At 55.8% G+C, this 17119-nt stretch carries 17 protein-coding genes; 15 read left to right on the forward strand and 2 right to left on the reverse strand.

Features of this window, described 5'->3' with window-relative positions; genetic code table 11:
* Positions 1 to 11: 11 nt before the first annotated feature.
* From PGR23_RS19560 to csiR, 8 genes are all read left to right on the forward strand, one after another.
* A complete protein-coding gene (locus PGR23_RS19560) occupies positions 12 to 1052 on the forward strand; it encodes a fimbrial protein (RefSeq protein WP_015368067.1) in 1041 nt (346 codons plus the stop codon).
* A gap of 9 nt (positions 1053 to 1061) precedes the next feature.
* Positions 1062 to 1766 (forward strand): EAL domain-containing protein, encoded by a 705-nt coding sequence (locus PGR23_RS19565; RefSeq protein ID WP_047046057.1) that lies wholly within the window; start codon positions 1062 to 1064, stop codon positions 1764 to 1766.
* Positions 1767 to 2027: 261 nt separating this feature from the next.
* A complete protein-coding gene (gene glaH, locus PGR23_RS19570) occupies positions 2028 to 3005 on the forward strand; it encodes a glutarate dioxygenase GlaH (protein ID WP_047078694.1) in 978 nt (325 codons plus the stop codon).
* A gap of 27 nt (positions 3006 to 3032) precedes the next feature.
* Positions 3033 to 4301 (forward strand): L-2-hydroxyglutarate oxidase, encoded by a 1269-nt coding sequence (gene lhgO / locus PGR23_RS19575; protein ID WP_289578259.1) that lies wholly within the window; start codon positions 3033 to 3035, stop codon positions 4299 to 4301.
* A gap of 22 nt (positions 4302 to 4323) precedes the next feature.
* A complete protein-coding gene (gabD, locus tag PGR23_RS19580) occupies positions 4324 to 5772 on the forward strand; it encodes an NADP-dependent succinate-semialdehyde dehydrogenase (protein WP_396279891.1) in 1449 nt (482 codons plus the stop codon).
* A gap of 14 nt (positions 5773 to 5786) precedes the next feature.
* Positions 5787 to 7070 carry a 4-aminobutyrate--2-oxoglutarate transaminase gene (gabT, locus tag PGR23_RS19585; protein ID WP_045391082.1) on the forward strand — a complete coding sequence of 428 codons (1284 nt, stop codon included), beginning with the start codon at positions 5787 to 5789 and terminating at the stop codon, positions 7068 to 7070.
* 113 nt (positions 7071 to 7183) lie between these two features.
* A complete protein-coding gene (gene gabP, locus PGR23_RS19590; RefSeq protein ID WP_045391085.1) occupies positions 7184 to 8584 on the forward strand; it encodes a GABA permease in 1401 nt (466 codons plus the stop codon).
* Between the two features lie 45 nt (positions 8585 to 8629).
* Positions 8630 to 9322, forward strand: coding sequence for a DNA-binding transcriptional regulator CsiR (gene csiR / locus PGR23_RS19595; protein WP_396279892.1), 693 nt, complete (start codon positions 8630 to 8632; stop codon positions 9320 to 9322).
* A 1-nt stretch (position 9323) separates the two neighbouring features.
* Here csiR and PGR23_RS19600 read toward each other — a convergent pair whose 3' ends face one another.
* Together PGR23_RS19600 and PGR23_RS19605 are read right to left on the reverse strand one after the other, a co-directional pair.
* A complete protein-coding gene (locus PGR23_RS19600) occupies positions 9324 to 9692 on the reverse strand; it encodes a hypothetical protein (RefSeq protein ID WP_047046065.1) in 369 nt (122 codons plus the stop codon).
* Between the two features lie 109 nt (positions 9693 to 9801).
* Complete coding sequence (locus PGR23_RS19605) at positions 9802 to 10695, reverse strand: LysR substrate-binding domain-containing protein (protein ID WP_047078697.1); 894 nt, start codon at positions 10693 to 10695, stop codon at positions 9802 to 9804.
* A 150-nt stretch (positions 10696 to 10845) separates the two neighbouring features.
* Between PGR23_RS19605 and PGR23_RS19610 the strand changes: the two genes are divergently transcribed.
* From PGR23_RS19610 to PGR23_RS19640, 7 genes are all read left to right on the forward strand, one after another.
* On the forward strand, positions 10846 to 11856 hold the full coding sequence (locus tag PGR23_RS19610; protein ID WP_430915647.1) for an aldo/keto reductase: 1011 nt from the start codon (positions 10846 to 10848) through the stop codon (positions 11854 to 11856).
* Positions 11857 to 11900: 44 nt separating this feature from the next.
* A complete protein-coding gene (locus PGR23_RS19615; protein WP_045391099.1) occupies positions 11901 to 12698 on the forward strand; it encodes an SDR family NAD(P)-dependent oxidoreductase in 798 nt (265 codons plus the stop codon).
* A gap of 32 nt (positions 12699 to 12730) precedes the next feature.
* Positions 12731 to 13147, forward strand: coding sequence for an SRPBCC family protein (locus PGR23_RS19620; protein WP_396279893.1), 417 nt, complete (start codon positions 12731 to 12733; stop codon positions 13145 to 13147).
* A 157-nt stretch (positions 13148 to 13304) separates the two neighbouring features.
* Entirely contained in the window at positions 13305 to 13517 is a 213-nt protein-coding gene (locus PGR23_RS19625; protein ID WP_045391105.1) for a DUF1471 domain-containing protein, read from the forward strand.
* Positions 13518 to 13888: 371 nt separating this feature from the next.
* A complete protein-coding gene (locus PGR23_RS19630; RefSeq protein WP_396279894.1) occupies positions 13889 to 15292 on the forward strand; it encodes an undecaprenyl-phosphate glucose phosphotransferase in 1404 nt (467 codons plus the stop codon).
* A complete protein-coding gene (locus tag PGR23_RS19635; RefSeq protein WP_047067974.1) occupies positions 15282 to 16568 on the forward strand; it encodes an outer membrane beta-barrel protein in 1287 nt (428 codons plus the stop codon). The genes PGR23_RS19630 and PGR23_RS19635 overlap by 11 nt, the downstream gene beginning before the upstream one ends.
* Positions 16565 to 17119, forward strand: a complete 555-nt coding sequence (locus PGR23_RS19640; protein WP_047046082.1) for a polysaccharide biosynthesis/export family protein — start codon at positions 16565 to 16567, stop codon at positions 17117 to 17119. The genes PGR23_RS19635 and PGR23_RS19640 overlap by 4 nt, the downstream gene beginning before the upstream one ends.

The raw sequence follows: 17119 nt of genomic DNA on the forward strand, positions 1-17119 counted from the left end.
GACAATTAGTTATGTCGAAGTTTAACCTCTTATCCCGCACCGGGCTGACGCTGCTGGTACTCTCGAGCGCGCTGTTCTCCACCAGCAGCTTCGCGCTGAGCTGTAAGAAGAACGGTACCGAAGTATCGCAGACCATCGCGCTCACCGATCAGATTAACGTTTCGACCGCTAATTTGAAGCCGGGTACCCTGCTGTGGCGTTCGCCGACGTTTACCTCTACCTTTACCTGTACCGATACGGATCACATGCCCAATGGTGAAGATGCATATCTGTACTGGGATCCGGAAACCCGGATGCAGAATATCCACAACTCGCTGGAAGTCGGCGTCACCTATCTCAGCACCGATATTAAACCGGTAAAAGGTCAGAAAACGGATATCGGGCCAGGTACGCTCTGCCGCCGCAACCGTCCCGGCGGTGCATGCCAGTCCCCAGCAACCCCGCAGACCGTCACGGTGACCTACTCGGTTTATATTAAAGCCACCGGCAATCCGCCGCCGTCAAACGGCGTGATTAACGACACCAACCGCTACGCTATCTTCCAGGTTGACGGCGTCGGCGGCCTCAACAGCCGCCCGAATAGTAACTTCCGCGCGTGGGTCACCGGGCTTGGCAACATCCGCTTTATCGCCTGCAACCCGAAAATCACCGTCTCGGCGAACAATGGTTCAACGGTAAACTTCGGCAGCATCCCGGCGCGCAACGCCGTGGTCGGCGCCATTGAGAAACAGGTTCCGTTCAGCGTCCGCGCCGACCTGACCGGCGCCGGCCAGGATTGCCAGGGGCAGACCTTAATGGCCAGCTTCAGCACCCAGCAGCCGACCCAGGACACCAATACCATTCTGCCATCCAACGATAGCGGTTTTGGCATCCTGCTCTCGCGCGCCGATGCGCCGACGACCTGGCTTTCCATGAATACCCCGACGCAGTTGGGCATGATTAACGGCAGCGTGGTAGAAAGCAACTTCCTGGCCAGCCTGAAATGGCTAAGCGTTAAGCCAAAAATCGGCACCTTTAATGCGACGGCCAATATCGACGTTACCTTTAAATAGTGAAGCAAAATGCCGCTGACCAACACCGAACCGACCGGGTTACGCTATGTATTTCAGCCGATGTTCAACCGCGAAGGCAAAATGATCGCGGTTGAATGTTTGACCCGGTTTGCTCATCACGAGCCTGCTAGTCCGCAAGATATAGAACGGTTTTTCAGTGAGGCATCGGAATCACTGCGCGCCCGCATCCTGCTCGAACAGATTGAGCTGGTCAGGCAGCATCAGCAGTGGTTCCGCCACAACGAAGTCATGGTTACCCTCAACGTCGACGAGTCGACGCTGCATATGCTGCATGATGATTTTATCGCCGAGTGTGTGAAAACCATCGGCTGCCTGCATTTTGAGGTTAATGAATTTTCCAACACGCTGGTGAAACGCACCCCGACCATCGACGCCCTGACGGACAAATACTCCTTCTGGCTGGATGATTTTGGCGCCGGTTACGCCGGGTTCGCCGCCCTGACGGCGCAACCCTTTCGTTTTATCAAGACCGACAAGAACCTGTTATGGAGCCTGCTGGAAAAGAAAAACGGCCAGCAGTTGATGGACTCGCTGCTGCACTATTTTCAGGCGAACCAGTATCAGGTGATCGTCGAAGGTATTGAAACCGAAGCCCATCTTCAGTGGCTGGAAAACATGCCGTGGTTTGCCCTGCAGGGACTCCTCTGGCGGGAACAAACCATTGAAGCCTTAGTGGCCAGCGTCGAAAAATAACCCCTCTTTTCCCCGGATATCCACTCCCCCGCTATCCGGGCTGTCCGTCCTCTCTTCAACTTATTCATTTTCTGGCATTTTTCTTTTTCCACCTCGCCTGTCCTCGCCTTTCATATTGTTAACTTATTGTTGCTAGCGATCACAAAAATTAAACAATATGGTTATTTCATACGCATTTTTCAAAAATGTAGATATTTTTAATTTATGGCTACGAAATGAGCATCACCCCGACTCTCTGACTCTACCCGAGGAATGATTCTGATGAATGCACTGACCGCCGTAAAACCCCATGCTGATGATTTGGCCCACAGCTACACCGGTTTTTCCTTCGCTCCGTCCGCGCAATCGCCGCGTCTGCTGGAGCTAACGTTCACCGCCGAAACGACCGCGCAATTTCTTCAACAGGTCGCGCAGTGGCCGGTGCAGGCGCTGGAATATAAATCCTTCTTGCGCTTTCAGGTCGGCAAGATCCTCGACGATCTGTGCGGCAACCAGCTGCAGCCGCTGCTGATCAACACGCTGCTCAATCGCGCGGAGGGCGCGCTGCTGATCAACGGTATCGGCATTGACAACGTCTCTCAGGCCGATGAGATGGTCAAGCTGGCTACCGCCGTGGCGCATTTGATCGGACGTTCCAACTTTGATGCCATGAGCGGCCAGTATTACGCCCGCTTCGTAGTGAAAAACGTCGATAACTCAGACAGCTATCTGCGTCAGCCGCACCGCGTGATGGAGCTGCACAATGACGGTACCTATGTCGAAGAAATTACCGACTACGTGCTGATGATGAAGATCGATGAGCAAAATATGCAGGGCGGCAATTCACTGCTGCTGCATCTCGATGACTGGGAACATCTCGACGAATTCTTCCGCGACCCGCTCGCCCGCCGTCCGATGCGCTGGGCCGCGCCGCCGAGCAAAAACGTCAGCAAAGATGTCTATCATCCGGTTTTCGATGTCGACCAGCAGGGCCGCCCGGTAATGCGCTATATCGACCAGTTTGTGCAGCCGAAAGATTTCGAAGAAGGCACCTGGCTGAGCCGCCTCTCCGATGCGCTGGAAACCAGTAAAAACATTCTTTCCGTGCCGGTGCCGGTGGGGAAATTCCTGTTGATAAACAACCTGTTCTGGCTGCACGGTCGCGACCGCTTTACGCCGCACCCCGATCTGCGTCGCGAACTGATGCGCCAGCGCGGCTACTTTGCGTATTCCACGAATCATTACCAGACTCATCAATAAGGGTTCTCAGGCGAAGGAATTGAGCGGATGTATGATTTCGTGATTATCGGCGGCGGCATTATCGGCATGTCGACCGCCATGCAGTTAATTGAGATTTACCCGGACGCCCGCATTGCCCTGCTGGAAAAAGAGTCCGGTCCGGCCTGCCATCAAACTGGCCACAACAGCGGGGTGATCCACGCCGGCGTTTACTATACTCCCGGCAGCCTCAAGGCGCAGTTTTGCCTCGCCGGCAACCGCGCCACCAAAGCCTTTTGCGAGCAGAATGCGATTCGCTACGACGTCTGCGGCAAGATGCTGGTTGCCACCTCGCCGCTGGAAATGGAGCGGATGCGCGCGCTGTGGGATCGCACCGCCGCTAACGGCCTGCAGCGCGAGTGGCTTAGCGCCGGCGAGCTGCGCGAACGCGAGCCGAACATCAGCGGACTGGGCGGGATCTTCGTTCCTTCGAGCGGCATTGTCAGCTATCGCGACGTGGCGGCGGCAATGGCGAAGATCTTCGAATCTAAAGGCGGAACGATCGTCTACGACGCCGAAGTCAGCGCCCTGAAAGAACACGCCAGCGGTGTGGTCGTCCACACCCGTCAGGGCGGCGAATATGAGGCATCGACGCTGATTACCTGCTCCGGGCTGATGGCCGATCGGCTGGTGAAAATGATCGGCGTCGATCCCGGCTTTATCATCTGCCCGTTCCGCGGCGAATATTTCCAACTGGCGCCGCAGCACAACCAGATCGTTAATCATCTTATCTATCCTATCCCCGATCCGGCGATGCCGTTCCTCGGCGTCCATCTGACCCGCATGATCGACGGTAGCGTCACTGTCGGCCCTAACGCGGTGCTGGCGCTGAAGCGCGAAGGCTATCGTAAGCGCGATATCTCGCTGACCGATACCTTCGAGATCCTGACCTCGCCCGGCATTCGCCGGGTATTACAAAACAACCTGCGCTCCGGGCTTGGCGAAATGAAGAATTCGTTGTGCAGAAGCGGCTATCTGCGGCTGGTGCAGAAATACTGCCCCAGCCTGACATTGAGCGATTTACGCCCGTGGCCTGCCGGCGTGCGGGCACAGGCGGTATCGCCGCAGGGCAAGCTGATCGACGATTTCCTTTTTGTTACTACCGCGCGTTCCATCCACACCTGTAACGCGCCGTCGCCGGCGGCCACGTCGGCTATCCCGATCGGCGCGCACATCGTCAGCAAGGTGCAAACCCTGCTGGAAAGCCAGAGCAATCCCGGACGCACGCTGCGTGCGGCACGTAGCGTGGAGACACTACACGCCGCTTTTACTCGTTAACCCCTTTAGACAGGAAGCGATTATGCAACTTAAAGATGCAACTCTGTTTCGCCAGCAGGCGCTAATTGATGGCCAGTGGCGCGATGCGCAAAACGGCGACGTGATTGCGGTGACCAACCCCGCCAACGGCCAGCAACTGGGTAGCGTGCCGAAAATGGGCGCCGACGAAACCCGCGAAGCCATTGAAGCCGCCAACCGCGCCCTGCCAGCCTGGCGTGCCCTGACCGCCAAAGAGCGCGCCACCCTTCTGCGCCGCTGGTTCGATCTCATGATGGAGAACCAGGACGATCTTGCCCGCCTGATGACCCTCGAACAGGGGAAACCGCTGGCGGAAGCCAAAGGCGAAATCAGCTACGCCGCCTCCTTTATTGAGTGGTTCGCCGAAGAAGGTAAGCGCATTTACGGCGATACCATTCCCGGTCATCAGGCCGACAAGCGCCTGATCGTCATTAAGCAGCCCATCGGCGTTACCGCCGCCATCACTCCGTGGAACTTCCCGGCGGCGATGATCACCCGTAAAGCGGGCCCGGCGCTGGCCGCCGGCTGCACGATGGTGCTGAAACCCGCCAGCCAGACGCCGTTTTCCGCGCTGGCGCTGGCCGAACTGGCGAATCGCGCCGGTATTCCCGCCGGGGTATTTAACGTGGTCACCGGTTCCGCCGGGGCCGTCGGCAACGAACTGACCAGCAACCCGCTGGTACGCAAGCTCTCCTTCACCGGCTCGACCGAAATTGGCCGCCAGCTGATGGAACAGTGTGCGAAAGACATCAAAAAAGTGTCGTTAGAACTCGGCGGCAACGCGCCGTTTATCGTCTTTGACGATGCCGACCTTGATAAAGCCGTCGAAGGGGCGCTGGCGTCGAAATTCCGCAACGCCGGGCAGACCTGCGTCTGCGCCAACCGTCTGTATGTACAGGACGGCGTCTATGACCGTTTCGCCGAGAAACTGCAGCAGGCGGTGGAAAAGCTGCGCATCGGCGACGGCCTGCAGGATGGGGTCACCACCGGCCCGCTGATCGATGATAAAGCGGTAGCTAAAGTCGAAGAACATATTGCCGACGCCATTGCGAAAGGCGCGCGCATCGTCACCGGCGGTAAACCGCACGCGCTGGGCGGCAACTTCTTCCAGCCCACCATCCTGGTCAACGTCCCGAGCAGCGCCAAAGTGGCGAAAGAAGAGACCTTCGGCCCGCTGGCGCCGCTGTTCCGCTTTAAAGATGAAGCCGATGTGATTGCCCAGGCCAACGATACCGAATTCGGCCTCGCCGCCTATTTCTACACCCGCGACCTGAGCCGCGTCTTCCGCGTCGGCGAAGCGCTGGAGTACGGCATCGTTGGTATCAATACCGGCATTATCTCCAACGAAGTCGCGCCGTTCGGCGGCATTAAAGCCTCCGGTCTGGGCCGTGAAGGTTCGAAGTACGGCATCGAAGATTATTTAGAAATCAAATATATGTGTATCGGCCTTTAACAGGAGAGCAGGACATGACCAGCAATAAAGCGTTAATGCAGCGCCGTAGCGACGCGGTGCCGCGCGGCGTCGGACAAATTCACCCTATCTTTGCCGACCGTGCGGAGAACTGCCGGGTATGGGACGTTGAAGGCCGTGAATATCTCGATTTCGCCGGCGGTATTGCGGTGCTGAACACCGGCCACCTGCACCCTGAGGTGATCGCCGCGGTGGAAGGCCAGCTGAAGAAGCTGACCCACACCTGCTTCCAGGTGCTGGCCTACGAGCCCTACCTGCAGCTGTGCGAAATGATGAACCAGAAAGTGCCCGGCGATTTCGCCAAGAAAACCCTGCTGGTGACCACCGGTTCGGAAGCGGTGGAAAACGCGGTCAAAATCGCCCGCGCGGCGACCGGGCGTAGCGGCACCATCGCCTTTACCGGCGCCTATCATGGCCGTACCCATTACACCCTGTCGTTAACCGGTAAAGTGAACCCTTACTCCGCGGGCATGGGATTAATGCCGGGCCATGTCTATCGCGCGCTCTACCCGTGCGCGCTGCACGGCATCAGCGATGATGACGCGATCGCCAGCATCCATCGCATCTTCAAAAATGACGCCGCGCCGGAAGATATCGCCGCTATCGTCATTGAACCTGTCCAGGGCGAAGGCGGTTTCTACGCCGCCTCCCCGGCCTTTATGCAGCGCCTGCGCGCGCTGTGTGATGAGCACGGCATCATGCTGATCGCCGATGAAGTCCAGAGCGGCGCGGGCCGTACCGGCACGCTGTTCGCGATGGAGCAGATGGGCGTGGCGCCGGATATCACCACCTTTGCCAAATCCATCGCCGGCGGCTTCCCGCTGGCGGGCGTCACCGGACGGGCGGAAGTCATGGACGCCATTGCGCCGGGCGGATTGGGCGGCACCTATGCCGGCAACCCGATTGCCTGCGCCGCCGCGCTGGCGGTACTCAAGGTTTTCGAACAGGAAAACCTGTTGGAAAAAGCCAACCAGCTCGGCGACAAGCTGCGTAAGGGCCTGCTCAATATCGCCGAAACGCATCCTGAAATCGGCGACGTCCGCGGCCTGGGAGCGATGATCGCCATTGAACTCTTTGAAGAGGGCGATCACCGCAAACCCAACGCCAAACTGACGGCGGATATTGTCGCCCGCGCGCGGGATAAAGGCCTGATCCTGCTCTCCTGCGGGCCGTACTACAACGTGCTGCGTATTCTGGTGCCGCTGACTATCGAAGATGCGCAGATCGCGCAGGGGCTGCAGATTATCGCCGACTGTTTTAACGAAGCTAAACAACGCTAACACTCCTGCACCGGATGGCGATGCTCGCGCGTCCCGTCCGGTTGCCTGTCGGCCGGATGGGGAGCAACCGCCATCCGGCAAACGGCGCCAAAAAACAATAAAAGGGGTTAATGATGGGGCAACTGTCGCAATCACATGATTTAGGGGGCGGGCTGAAATCACGCCACGTCACCATGTTATCTATTGCCGGCGTGATCGGCGCAAGTTTGTTTGTCGGTTCCAGCGTCGCCATTGCCGAAGCGGGCCCGGCGGTGCTGCTCTCCTACCTGTTCGCCGGGTTATTAGTGGTGATGATTATGCGTATGCTGGCCGAAATGGCCGTCGCCACCCCGGATACGGGCTCCTTTTCGACCTACGCCGACAAAGCGATCGGCCGCTGGGCGGGTTATACCATCGGCTGGCTGTACTGGTGGTTCTGGGTCCTGGTGATTCCCCTGGAAGCCAATATCGCGGCCATTATTCTCAACTCGTGGATTCCCGGCGTACCGGTATGGCTATTCTCGCTGGTCATCACCCTTGCCCTCACCGGCAGTAATCTACTGAGCGTCAAGAACTACGGCGAATTCGAGTTCTGGCTGGCTATCTGCAAAGTTATCGCCATTCTGGCCTTTATCGTGCTGGGCGCGGTGGCCATCACCGGCTTCTATCCATATGCCGAAGTGAGCGGGATTTCGCGTCTGTGGGATCACGGCGGCTTTATGCCTAACGGCTTCGGCGCGGTGCTCAGCGCAATGCTCATTACCATGTTCTCATTTATGGGCGCCGAGATCGTCACCATTGCCGCCGCCGAATCGGATACCCCGGATAAGCACATCGTTCGCGCCACGAATTCCGTAATCTGGCGCATCTCTATCTTCTATCTGTGCTCCATTTTCGTGGTCGTCTCGCTGATCCCGTGGAACATGCCGGGGCTGAAGAACGTCGGTTCATACCGTTCGGTACTGGAGTTACTGCATATCCCCTACGCCAAACTGATTATGGACGGCGTGATCCTGCTGTCGGTGACCAGTTGCCTGAACTCGGCGCTGTATACCGCTTCGCGAATGCTCTATTCCCTGAGCCGCCGCGGCGATGCGCCAGCCATAATGGGCAAAACCAACCGCAGTAAAACGCCGTATGTGGCAGTGCTGCTCTCCACCGGCGCGGCCTTCTTAACCGTGGTGGTGAACTACTATGCCCCGGCAAAGGTCTTTAAATTCCTGATCGATAGCTCCGGCGCCATCGCCCTGCTGGTCTATCTGGTCATCGCCGTATCTCAGTTGCGGATGCGCAAAATCCTGCTGGCGAAAGGCGGAGAAATTCGCCTTAAGATGTGGCTCTATCCGTGGCTCACCTGGCTGGTTATCGCCTTTATCACCTTCGTACTGGTGGTGATGCTGTTCCGCCCGGCGCAGCAGCTGGAGGTGATTTCCACCGGCGTGCTGGCGATCGCTATCATCTGCACGGTGCCGATTATGTCACGCTGGAAAAAGCTGCTATTGTGGCAAAAACTGCCGCTGCAAAATACGCGTTAACCCTGTTCCCGGCGCAAGCCGGGAAATGTATTCAGGAGCAAGACTATGACCGCCATTCCCCAAGCGACGGCCATTGATGGATACCGCTGGTTGAAAAACGACATCATCCGCGGCGTTTATCAGCCTGATGAAAAACTGCGTATGAGCCTGCTGACGTCGCGCTATGAGCTTGGCGTCGGCCCGCTGCGGGAAGCGCTCTCGCAGCTGGTGGCCGAGCGGCTGGTGACGGTGGTCAACCAAAAAGGCTATCGCGTCGCCTCGATGTCCGAGGCGGAACTCCTCGATATCTTCGATGCCCGCGCCAACATGGAAGCCATGCTGGTGCGCCTCGCCATTGAGCGCGGCGGCGATGAGTGGGAAGCCGAACTGCTGGCTCGCGCCCATCTGCTTAATAAGCTGGAATCCAGCGAAGCAAGCGAGCGCTTACTCGATGAATGGGATCAGCGCCATCAGGCGTTTCATACCGCCATCGTCGCTGGCTGTGGTTCGCAGTATTTACTGCAGATGCGCGAACGGCTGTTCGATCTGGCGGCGCGCTACCGCTTCATCTGGCTGCGCACCACCGTGCTGTCGGTAGAAATGCTGGAAGATAAACATGTCCAGCACCAGACGCTGCTGGAAGCCATTCTGGCGCGCGACGCCGAGCAAGCCAGCGCGCTCATGCGCGAGCACTTACTGACTCCCATCCCGATTATCCAACAGGCGATGGCCGGCAAACTGCAGGCGCAGCAATCCTGATTCAGGCGGCGGGCTTTTTATAATACGGCAGCTGCTTGACCGGATACTCGTAGTGTTCCTCCACCACGCAGCGGTCCGGCGTCGCCATTCCCGAATAGAAGAAAAAGTACTCCTGACTGTCCGGGAAAAAGACCAGATCGTCGCCGTTACGAAAGCTGGTCACCCGATAGGGAATATTATTTTTAGTGTGCGCCTGACGCATGCCGGAAGCCACCTGGAAATGGTCGTCCCACTTCATGGTTGATAGCTGGTAATGGAAACGCGAGATAGTCACGTTTTTACGTAAAGAGCAGGACAATTTTACCGCTGTGCCGGCGAAAGCCGGAGAAAGGAAGAAGCTTAATAAACTGATAGATAATACAAATTTCATGAAGGTCTTATAATTTTAGGGTCAATTATTTAACGGTAACATGAATTGGCCGTTCAAACAGGGATCGCGGCGGATTTTCTTCCCACCGCGCCCGACTCCAGGAATATTCCTAATTATTCGCGCCGCGTAACACCTCGCGAAAGTGCATCACCAGCGGGCGCTGGTTAGCTTTGTGCCATACCGCCCACAGCTGGGTCGAATAGCTCATCCACGGAATTTCCCGCAGCACGACCCCCTCAGGGGCGTTATGCCGCAGGCTGTGCTGGATCAGCGCCACGCCCAGCCCCGCCGCCACCAGCCCCAGAGCCGTTAATGGCTCTCCGGCTTCCAGACGAATATCCGGATTAAAGCCCGCACGTACGCAGGCGGCGACGAACTCATCGCGTGAATGGGCATCGTCGTTATGGATAACCGCGATCCACTGCTGATCGGCCAGCTGCGCCGGCTGCAAGTTTTCCGCAGCGGCCAGCGGGTGATTCTGCGGTAATGCCAGCAGCATCCGGTCATCAAGCACCTGGGTGTACTCCAGATCCTGTTCGCCCGCCGAAGGCGGCATGTCCACCAGCGAGAAATCCAGGCTGCGCTGGCGCAGGCCCTCAATCTGCGTAGCGGGCGGCTGGCTATACAGCGCGATATGCACGTCCGGGCGCGACGTTCGCAGGGTGCGCAGCGCGGTAGAAAGCACGCCGGAGTGCATGGCGTTTTCGATATAACCGATACACAACCCGCCATCTTCGCCGCGCCCCAGTCGTTTACCTAATGATTCGAGACGATTGGCGTGGGTCAGCAACGAGCGCGTTTCGGCCAGAAACGTCTGCCCGTCCGCCGTCAGGCGAATACGCTGCTGGTTACGTTCAAACAACATCAGCCCAAGGCGCTCCTCCAGCTGGGCTATCTGGCGGCTGAGCGGCGACTGCGAAATATGTAAGCGTTCGGCGGCACGGCCAACGTGCTCCTCTTCCGCCACCACCACAAAGTATTTCAACTGGCGTAAATCAATCATATGAGACCTCAAAGGACTTAAGTCAGACGAATTATGTCCTATCAAGTCATAACACCGCAAGGTATTGTGATCTCCGTCACAGAGCGACAGCACAAGTCGCTCGCAAAGAACCCTTCCCAAAACGGGAACCCTATATCGAGGACATCTTAGATGAGCATCAAACATATTCTGCCAGGCAACATTGGTTTAGGCGGCGCGCCGCTGGGCAACATGTTCCGCAACATCCCGGGAGACGAGGCGCACGCCACCGTCGCCGCCGCCTGGGATCTGGGCGTTCGTTACTTCGATACCGCGCCGCTGTACGGGTCCGGTCTTTCTGAAATCCGGATGGGCGAAGCGCTCTCACGGTACCCTCGCGACCAGTTCGTTCTGAGCAGCAAAGTCGGCCGCATCATGCTTGATGAAATGGAAGACCCGGCCGCGCGTGATTTCGGTGAGAAAGGCGGTCTTTTCGAATACGGCCTGAAAAACAAAATCCTCAACGATTACTCGGCAGACGCCACCCTGCGTTCTATTGAAGACAGTTTAAAACGGCTGAAAACCGACCATCTCGACATCGTATGGATCCACGATCCAGCGCAGGATTTCTACGGCGACAGCTGGCTGGAGCAGTTCAACATCGCCCGTACCGGCGCCTTCCGCGCGCTGACCCGCCTGCGTGAAGAAGGCGTCATTAAAGCATGGGGTCTGGGCGTGAACCGCGTCGAACCTTGCGAACTGACCTTAGCGCTCGACGAGCCGAAGCCGGATGCGTTCCTGCTGGCTGGCCGCTACTCGCTGCTGGACCACAAACGCGCCCTGCAGCGCCTGATGCCGGAAGCGCTGGAACAGAATGTCGATATCGTTGTCGGCGGCCCTTACAGCTCGGGCGTTCTCGCCGGCGGTGAACACTTCGAATACCAGAAAGCCTCTGCGGCGATCCACCAGCAGGTGGCGCAGATCAAGGCCGTTGCCGCTCGTCATCAGGTGGATGTGAAAGCCGCGGCGCTGCAGTTTGCCCTGGCTCACCCGGCGGTGGCCGCCGTGATCCCGGGCTCCAGCCGTCCGGGCCGTATGGCGGAAGATCTGGCCGCGCTGAAAGCAACCATCCCAGCCGCTTTCTGGGAAGAGATGCGCAGCCAGAATCTGGTGGCGGATAACGCGCCGCTGCCGATTCGTTAATTTTAGCGGGGCCGCAGGGCCCCTCTTAAAACAAGAGAGACACCATGAAACTGGATCTAACTCATAAAGTCGCCGTGGTGAGCGGCTCCACTTCCGGCATCGGGCTTGGCATCGCTAAAGGTCTTGCTCAGGCGGGCGCGACCGTGGTCATCGTCGGCCGTCAACGGCGCGGTGTTGATACCGCCATGGCGGCGATTAATGCCGAACTCCCGGATGCGCAACTGCGCGGGGTGGTCGCCGACCTCAGCACCGAGGAGGGCGTCAGCGCGCTGCTCGCCGCCGAGCCGCATGCTGATGTGGTGGTTAACAACCTCGGCATCTTTAACGATAAAGATTTCTTTAGCGTACCGGATAGCGAGTGGATGCACTTTTATAACGTCAACGTGCTTTCCGGCGTGCGGCTGTCGCGCCACTACGCCCGGGGGATGATCGACAACGGCTGGGGACGCATTATTTTCGTCTCCTCGGAATCCGGCGTCGCGATTCCTGCCGACATGATCAACTACGGCGTGACCAAAAGCGCCAATCTCGCGGTCTCCCACGGGCTGGCGAAACGTCTGGCCGGTACCGGCGTCACCGTTAACGCCATTCTGCCCGGCCCCACCTTCACCGAAGGTTTGCAGGAGATGCTGGCGGAGGCCGCCGCGCAGTCTGGCCGCAGCCCGCGCGAACAGGCTGATGAATTTGTGAAGACCGCGCGCCCAAGCTCGATTATCCAGCGGGCGGCGGACGTCGACGAAGTGGCGAACCTGGCGGTGTATCTCGCCTCGCCGCTCTCGTCAGCCACCACCGGCGCTGCACTGCGCGTCGATGGCGGCGTCGTCGACACCCTGGCAATGTAATTCTAATCATCTGCAATAAAGAGAGAAATAAAATGGTTAATACCACTGTATCTATCGAAATCCCGGCTTCTGTCGACCAGGTCTGGCAACTGATGGGCGGCTTTGACTCGCTGCCCGACTGGCTGCCGTTCATCCCGAAAAGCGTAGTGAGCGAAGGAGGACGCGTGCGTACGCTGACCACTTCCGATGGCGGCACGGTCATTGAACGTCTGGAGGCGTTTGATAACCGCCAGCGCAGCTATAGCTACTCGATAATCCAGGCGCCGTTCCCGGTAGTGGATTACCTCTCCACGATCGCGGTAGTGGCAACTGCCGATAGCAATATCACCCGCGTTGAGTGGTCCGGCAGCTTCACGCCGGTTAACGTCAGCGACGCGGATGCCGAAGCGCTGTTCAGCGGTATTTATCGCGACGGCCTGCAGGCGTTGAAAAATAACTTTAGCGCCTGATTGTTGCCAGGAATGGCCAGGCCATTCCTTTTATGAACAAAAGAAGAAAAGTCTATTGCCCGTTGCCGTCTTTTTCAGACAACGGGCGGGGCCTATCCTTTACGCCATCACGTTGCAACGGGCAACGTTAACGAAACAACTTACCAGGATTATGAACATGAAAACCGTATCGACTCTTTTTTCCGCAGCCGCACTTTCACTTTTTGCCTTTACTGCTTCCGCGCATAGCGTCACTGCGACCGGTAATACGCTTGACTCCGCTGAAGCGGTGATTGCCAAAAAAGCGAAAGAGCTAAATGCGACTGATTATAAAATCACCAGTGCCCATATGGGGAATAAGGTGACGATGAGCGCGGAACTGTACAAGTAAAGTCGGGTCCCCTTCAGAGCCCCGGCGACTCAGCATTTTGAGTTGGCCGGGGGCTAAGAATTCTCACTCTCCCGCTTTCGATTGTTTCACCTGCAATTAACCCTACACCCTGCATTTCTCTCTGCTTTTACGCTCAACAACACATAATACTTCGGTAGTAATACTTTTCTCTGCCGCTTAAATAAGTCTCATAAAGAACATTAAAAAGCAGTTTTATTTTTAAACTGAGATTTGTCGACACTACTCAACTCATAGTCTACAATGATGATTGATAACCATTTATTGCAAATGTGAATGATTATCAGGCTTTCCAGTTAGTTAAAAACAATAGCATAACGATGTTTAAATAACTCATTTTAAACGAGCAAAAAATGGCAGATAACAATATAAAAATTTATCACTCCCGTTATAGCAAGTTGATAAAACTACTGGACTTCCTTACCGTCAACATTTTGATTTTCATCTATTTAAAGTATTTTTACACCGAACCCTCTACCGCTTCCGCGCTCGTTGGAATTATCTATTCATTAGTATTCATAAGAATTAATGAGTATTTTCAATTGTACTCCGGGCAATTTAAAGGCCACTATTTCGCAAAATCAGCCGCGCTCATATTAAGCGTATGCCTAAGCAGTATTGTTTCATTTTTATTTTTCGTCGTTGCCGAGTGGTTAATTAACACGCAACCAGTGGTTAATTTTATCCCGCTGGCCGTCAGTCTGGCGAAATGCTCAATATTTATATTTATGATTGTCTTCGTGGTGCGGGCAATCACTGCCCATTATCTGTTTAACTCGGTGTTACGGGTGGCGATTCTTGGTATTACGCCCGCGGGCCTGGCCATCGAGCAGGCTTTACAAAAAGAGTACTCACAGCGCGGTATCATCATCAGCTATTTTGAAGACCGCAACAACCATCGCGATAGCCGGTTGATGAGTATTGAAAGAAAAGGTAACTCGCGCGATCTGCTGGCCCTGGCGAAGACAGGCGGCGTTGATGAAATTTATATCGCGCTCCCCATGGTTGCACAGCAGCGTATTAAGCAGTTTCTAAATGAATTCTCTGATACGACAGTCGATGTATTCCTGGTACCGGATCTATTCTCTTACAGCTCGCATATTTCCCAGCTGCGCATGTTCGGCAATCTGCAGACTATCAGTATCTTCACTTCGCCTTTTGATGGCGAAGGGGCGATCATCAAGCGTATCGAAGATATCATTCTCGGCTCTTTCTTTACCTTAATTAGCCTGCCGGCGATGCTGTTCGTGGCGATTGGTATCAAGCTCACCTCGCCGGGGCCAATTTTATTTAAACAGAATCGTTATGGCCTCAACGGCAAGCAAATAGAAGTGTGGAAATTCAGGACCATGCGGGTCATGGAAAATAGCGCCGTGGTCACTCAGGCGACCCGCAACGATCCGCGCATCACCAAATTCGGCGCTTTTTTGCGTAAAACCTCACTGGATGAACTGCCGCAGTTTTTCAACGTGCTTCAGGGGCGGATGTCGATCGTCGGCCCGCGCCCGCACGCGGTGGCGCATAACGAGCAGTATCGCGTGCTGGTGGAGAACTACATGATTCGCCATAAGGTTAAACCAGGGATCACGGGGCTTGCGCAGATTAACGGCTTCCGCGGCGAGACCGACACGCTGGACAAAATGGAGAAGCGAATTCAGTACGATCTGGCCTACATCCAGTCGTGGTCGCTGTTCCTCGATCTCAAAATCGTCTTTTTGACTTTCTTCCGGGGCTTTGTTGGCAAAAATGCGTTCTAGGTTCGCCGTTCTGGCCGGTTTGCTGTCTGTGCCTTACGCACACGCCGACCTGCAGGCAAAACCGCATACCGGGGTTGCCGGCATCGATTTCGAGAGCCAGTTGGGTTATGACATCGGTTACGATGACAACGTGACCTGGCAGCGCTACGACCAAAATAAAATCGGTTCCAGCTACCAGAATATTAAACCTATCGTCAAAGCCATCGGCGAACGTTATGAAGACCGCTACCTGTTGATGTATTCCGGCGATTACCGCAACTATGGCAACGATAGCGCGGATAATCGCAACAACCATTTTTTTATGTTTAACGGCAAATGGCGATTTGGCAGCATGCACGGGCTGTCGCTGGATCTCAATGAGACGCTGGGTCATGAAGAGCGCGGCCGCGACACCACCGAAGGCTTTTTGCCCGAGCAGTTTAAAGAGTTTGGCATCAACAAGCCGATCGGCACCCGCTTCTTTAACAGCGAGCTGCGTTACAGCTACGGCGCGCCGGAAGGCCGCGGTAAAGTTGAAGTCGCGCTACTGCATAAACAATTGCGCTTTCGCAACCTCGACAGCATCAAAGACGCCAGCGATGACTTTAACTATTACATGCACGATCAGGAGTGGCATGAAAACAGCCTGGTGGCCGAACTGTTCGACCAGAAAGCCAAAACGCTGCGCTATCGCTATAGCTTTATCACCAACCAGCGCCGCTACGAGCTGAACCCGTTAAAAGACAGCAATGAGTATTATCTGCTAGTCGGCATGAAGAATCGCCTGTCGGGTAAAACGGAGATTAACGGTAACGTCGCCTGGCTCTACAAAGACTTTATCCATAACCCGGACTCGCAGGGTTTTAACGGCCTGAACTGGGATATCAACGCCGACTGGAAACCGCTGGAGCAAATGAAAGTTAATCTACACAGCTCCCAGCGCATCAAAGACCCCACCGACTCCGGCGGCTATATCCTGGTGTCGAATTTCGGCGTCGGCTATGAACATCACTGGCTGGTGGATCGTTTCTCAACTCTGGTCGATTATTCATATATCACCGAAGACTATAAGCATCAGAGTAATAAGCGCAAAGATAAGTCCAATCTGCTGTCGCTGACCTTTAACTATGATTTCCGACCATCGGTTAACTTTAAGCTGAAGCTGCAATGGAACACCATGCACTCAAATAAAGATACGGACACTTTTTATATTGGCCCGGACTACTCGCATGCGGTTGACCGCACCCTGGGCTACGACGATTCGGCCATTATTTTTATGACGCAGGTACAACTATGACCTTTTTAAACAGGACCCTGGCGATGCTTCCACTGCTGGCGCTACTGCTGGCGGGCTGTTCGACGCCGCCGCAGACCATTAAAACGCCGCCGGACGCCGTCTACCTTTTGGACCAGGGCGATGAAGTGAATATCGCGGTCTCGGGGGAGCAGGATCTGACGATGCGGGTAAAAATCGATAATAGCGGCAGCATTGATTACCCCTATATCGGATCGCTGCTGTTAAAAGGCAAAACGCCTGAACAGGTGAGTAATGAAATCGCCGATAAACTGCGCGGTAACTACCTACAGGCGCCGATGGTCACGGTGAGCATCGCCGAATACCGCAAAGTTTATCTGCTCGGTGAAGTGAAAAAACCGGATGGATATGCCTGGGAGCCGGGTTTAACGGCGGAAAAAGCCATCGCCCTGGCCGGCGGTTTTACCGACCGTGCCGACCGTCATGATATTCAAATTCGACAGGCCCGCGGCGGAAGGCTGCTGGATAATGTCGCCGCCGACTCCTCCGTGCAGGCAGGAGATACCATCATTATTGGCATGAGTTTCTTCTGA

Source organism: Klebsiella sp. 141162, from assembly GCF_050600755.1.
In the GTDB taxonomy this organism is placed as follows: Bacteria; Pseudomonadota; Gammaproteobacteria; order Enterobacterales; family Enterobacteriaceae; genus Klebsiella; species Klebsiella aerogenes.

What these genes read in the sequence shown, in the direction of transcription:
- PGR23_RS19560 (WP_015368067.1), top strand. Translation starts at nt 12, where the DNA reads ATGTCGAAGTTTAACCTCTTATCCCGCACCGGGCTGACGCTGCTGGTA.
- PGR23_RS19565 (WP_047046057.1), top strand. Translation starts at nt 1,062, where the DNA reads ATGCCGCTGACCAACACCGAACCGACCGGGTTACGCTATGTATTTCAG.
- glaH (WP_047078694.1), top strand. Translation starts at nt 2,028, where the DNA reads ATGAATGCACTGACCGCCGTAAAACCCCATGCTGATGATTTGGCCCAC.
- lhgO (WP_289578259.1), top strand. Translation starts at nt 3,033, where the DNA reads ATGTATGATTTCGTGATTATCGGCGGCGGCATTATCGGCATGTCGACC.
- gabD (WP_396279891.1), top strand. Translation starts at nt 4,324, where the DNA reads ATGCAACTTAAAGATGCAACTCTGTTTCGCCAGCAGGCGCTAATTGAT.
- gabT (WP_045391082.1), top strand. Translation starts at nt 5,787, where the DNA reads ATGACCAGCAATAAAGCGTTAATGCAGCGCCGTAGCGACGCGGTGCCG.
- gabP (WP_045391085.1), top strand. Translation starts at nt 7,184, where the DNA reads ATGGGGCAACTGTCGCAATCACATGATTTAGGGGGCGGGCTGAAATCA.
- csiR (WP_396279892.1), top strand. Translation starts at nt 8,630, where the DNA reads ATGACCGCCATTCCCCAAGCGACGGCCATTGATGGATACCGCTGGTTG.
- PGR23_RS19600 (WP_047046065.1), bottom strand. Translation starts at nt 9,692, where the DNA reads ATGAAATTTGTATTATCTATCAGTTTATTAAGCTTCTTCCTTTCTCCG.
- PGR23_RS19605 (WP_047078697.1), bottom strand. Translation starts at nt 10,695, where the DNA reads ATGATTGATTTACGCCAGTTGAAATACTTTGTGGTGGTGGCGGAAGAG.
- PGR23_RS19610 (WP_430915647.1), top strand. Translation starts at nt 10,846, where the DNA reads ATGAGCATCAAACATATTCTGCCAGGCAACATTGGTTTAGGCGGCGCG.
- PGR23_RS19615 (WP_045391099.1), top strand. Translation starts at nt 11,901, where the DNA reads ATGAAACTGGATCTAACTCATAAAGTCGCCGTGGTGAGCGGCTCCACT.
- PGR23_RS19620 (WP_396279893.1), top strand. Translation starts at nt 12,731, where the DNA reads ATGGTTAATACCACTGTATCTATCGAAATCCCGGCTTCTGTCGACCAG.
- PGR23_RS19625 (WP_045391105.1), top strand. Translation starts at nt 13,305, where the DNA reads ATGAAAACCGTATCGACTCTTTTTTCCGCAGCCGCACTTTCACTTTTT.
- PGR23_RS19630 (WP_396279894.1), top strand. Translation starts at nt 13,889, where the DNA reads ATGGCAGATAACAATATAAAAATTTATCACTCCCGTTATAGCAAGTTG.
- PGR23_RS19635 (WP_047067974.1), top strand. Translation starts at nt 15,282, where the DNA reads ATGCGTTCTAGGTTCGCCGTTCTGGCCGGTTTGCTGTCTGTGCCTTAC.
- PGR23_RS19640 (WP_047046082.1), top strand. Translation starts at nt 16,565, where the DNA reads ATGACCTTTTTAAACAGGACCCTGGCGATGCTTCCACTGCTGGCGCTA.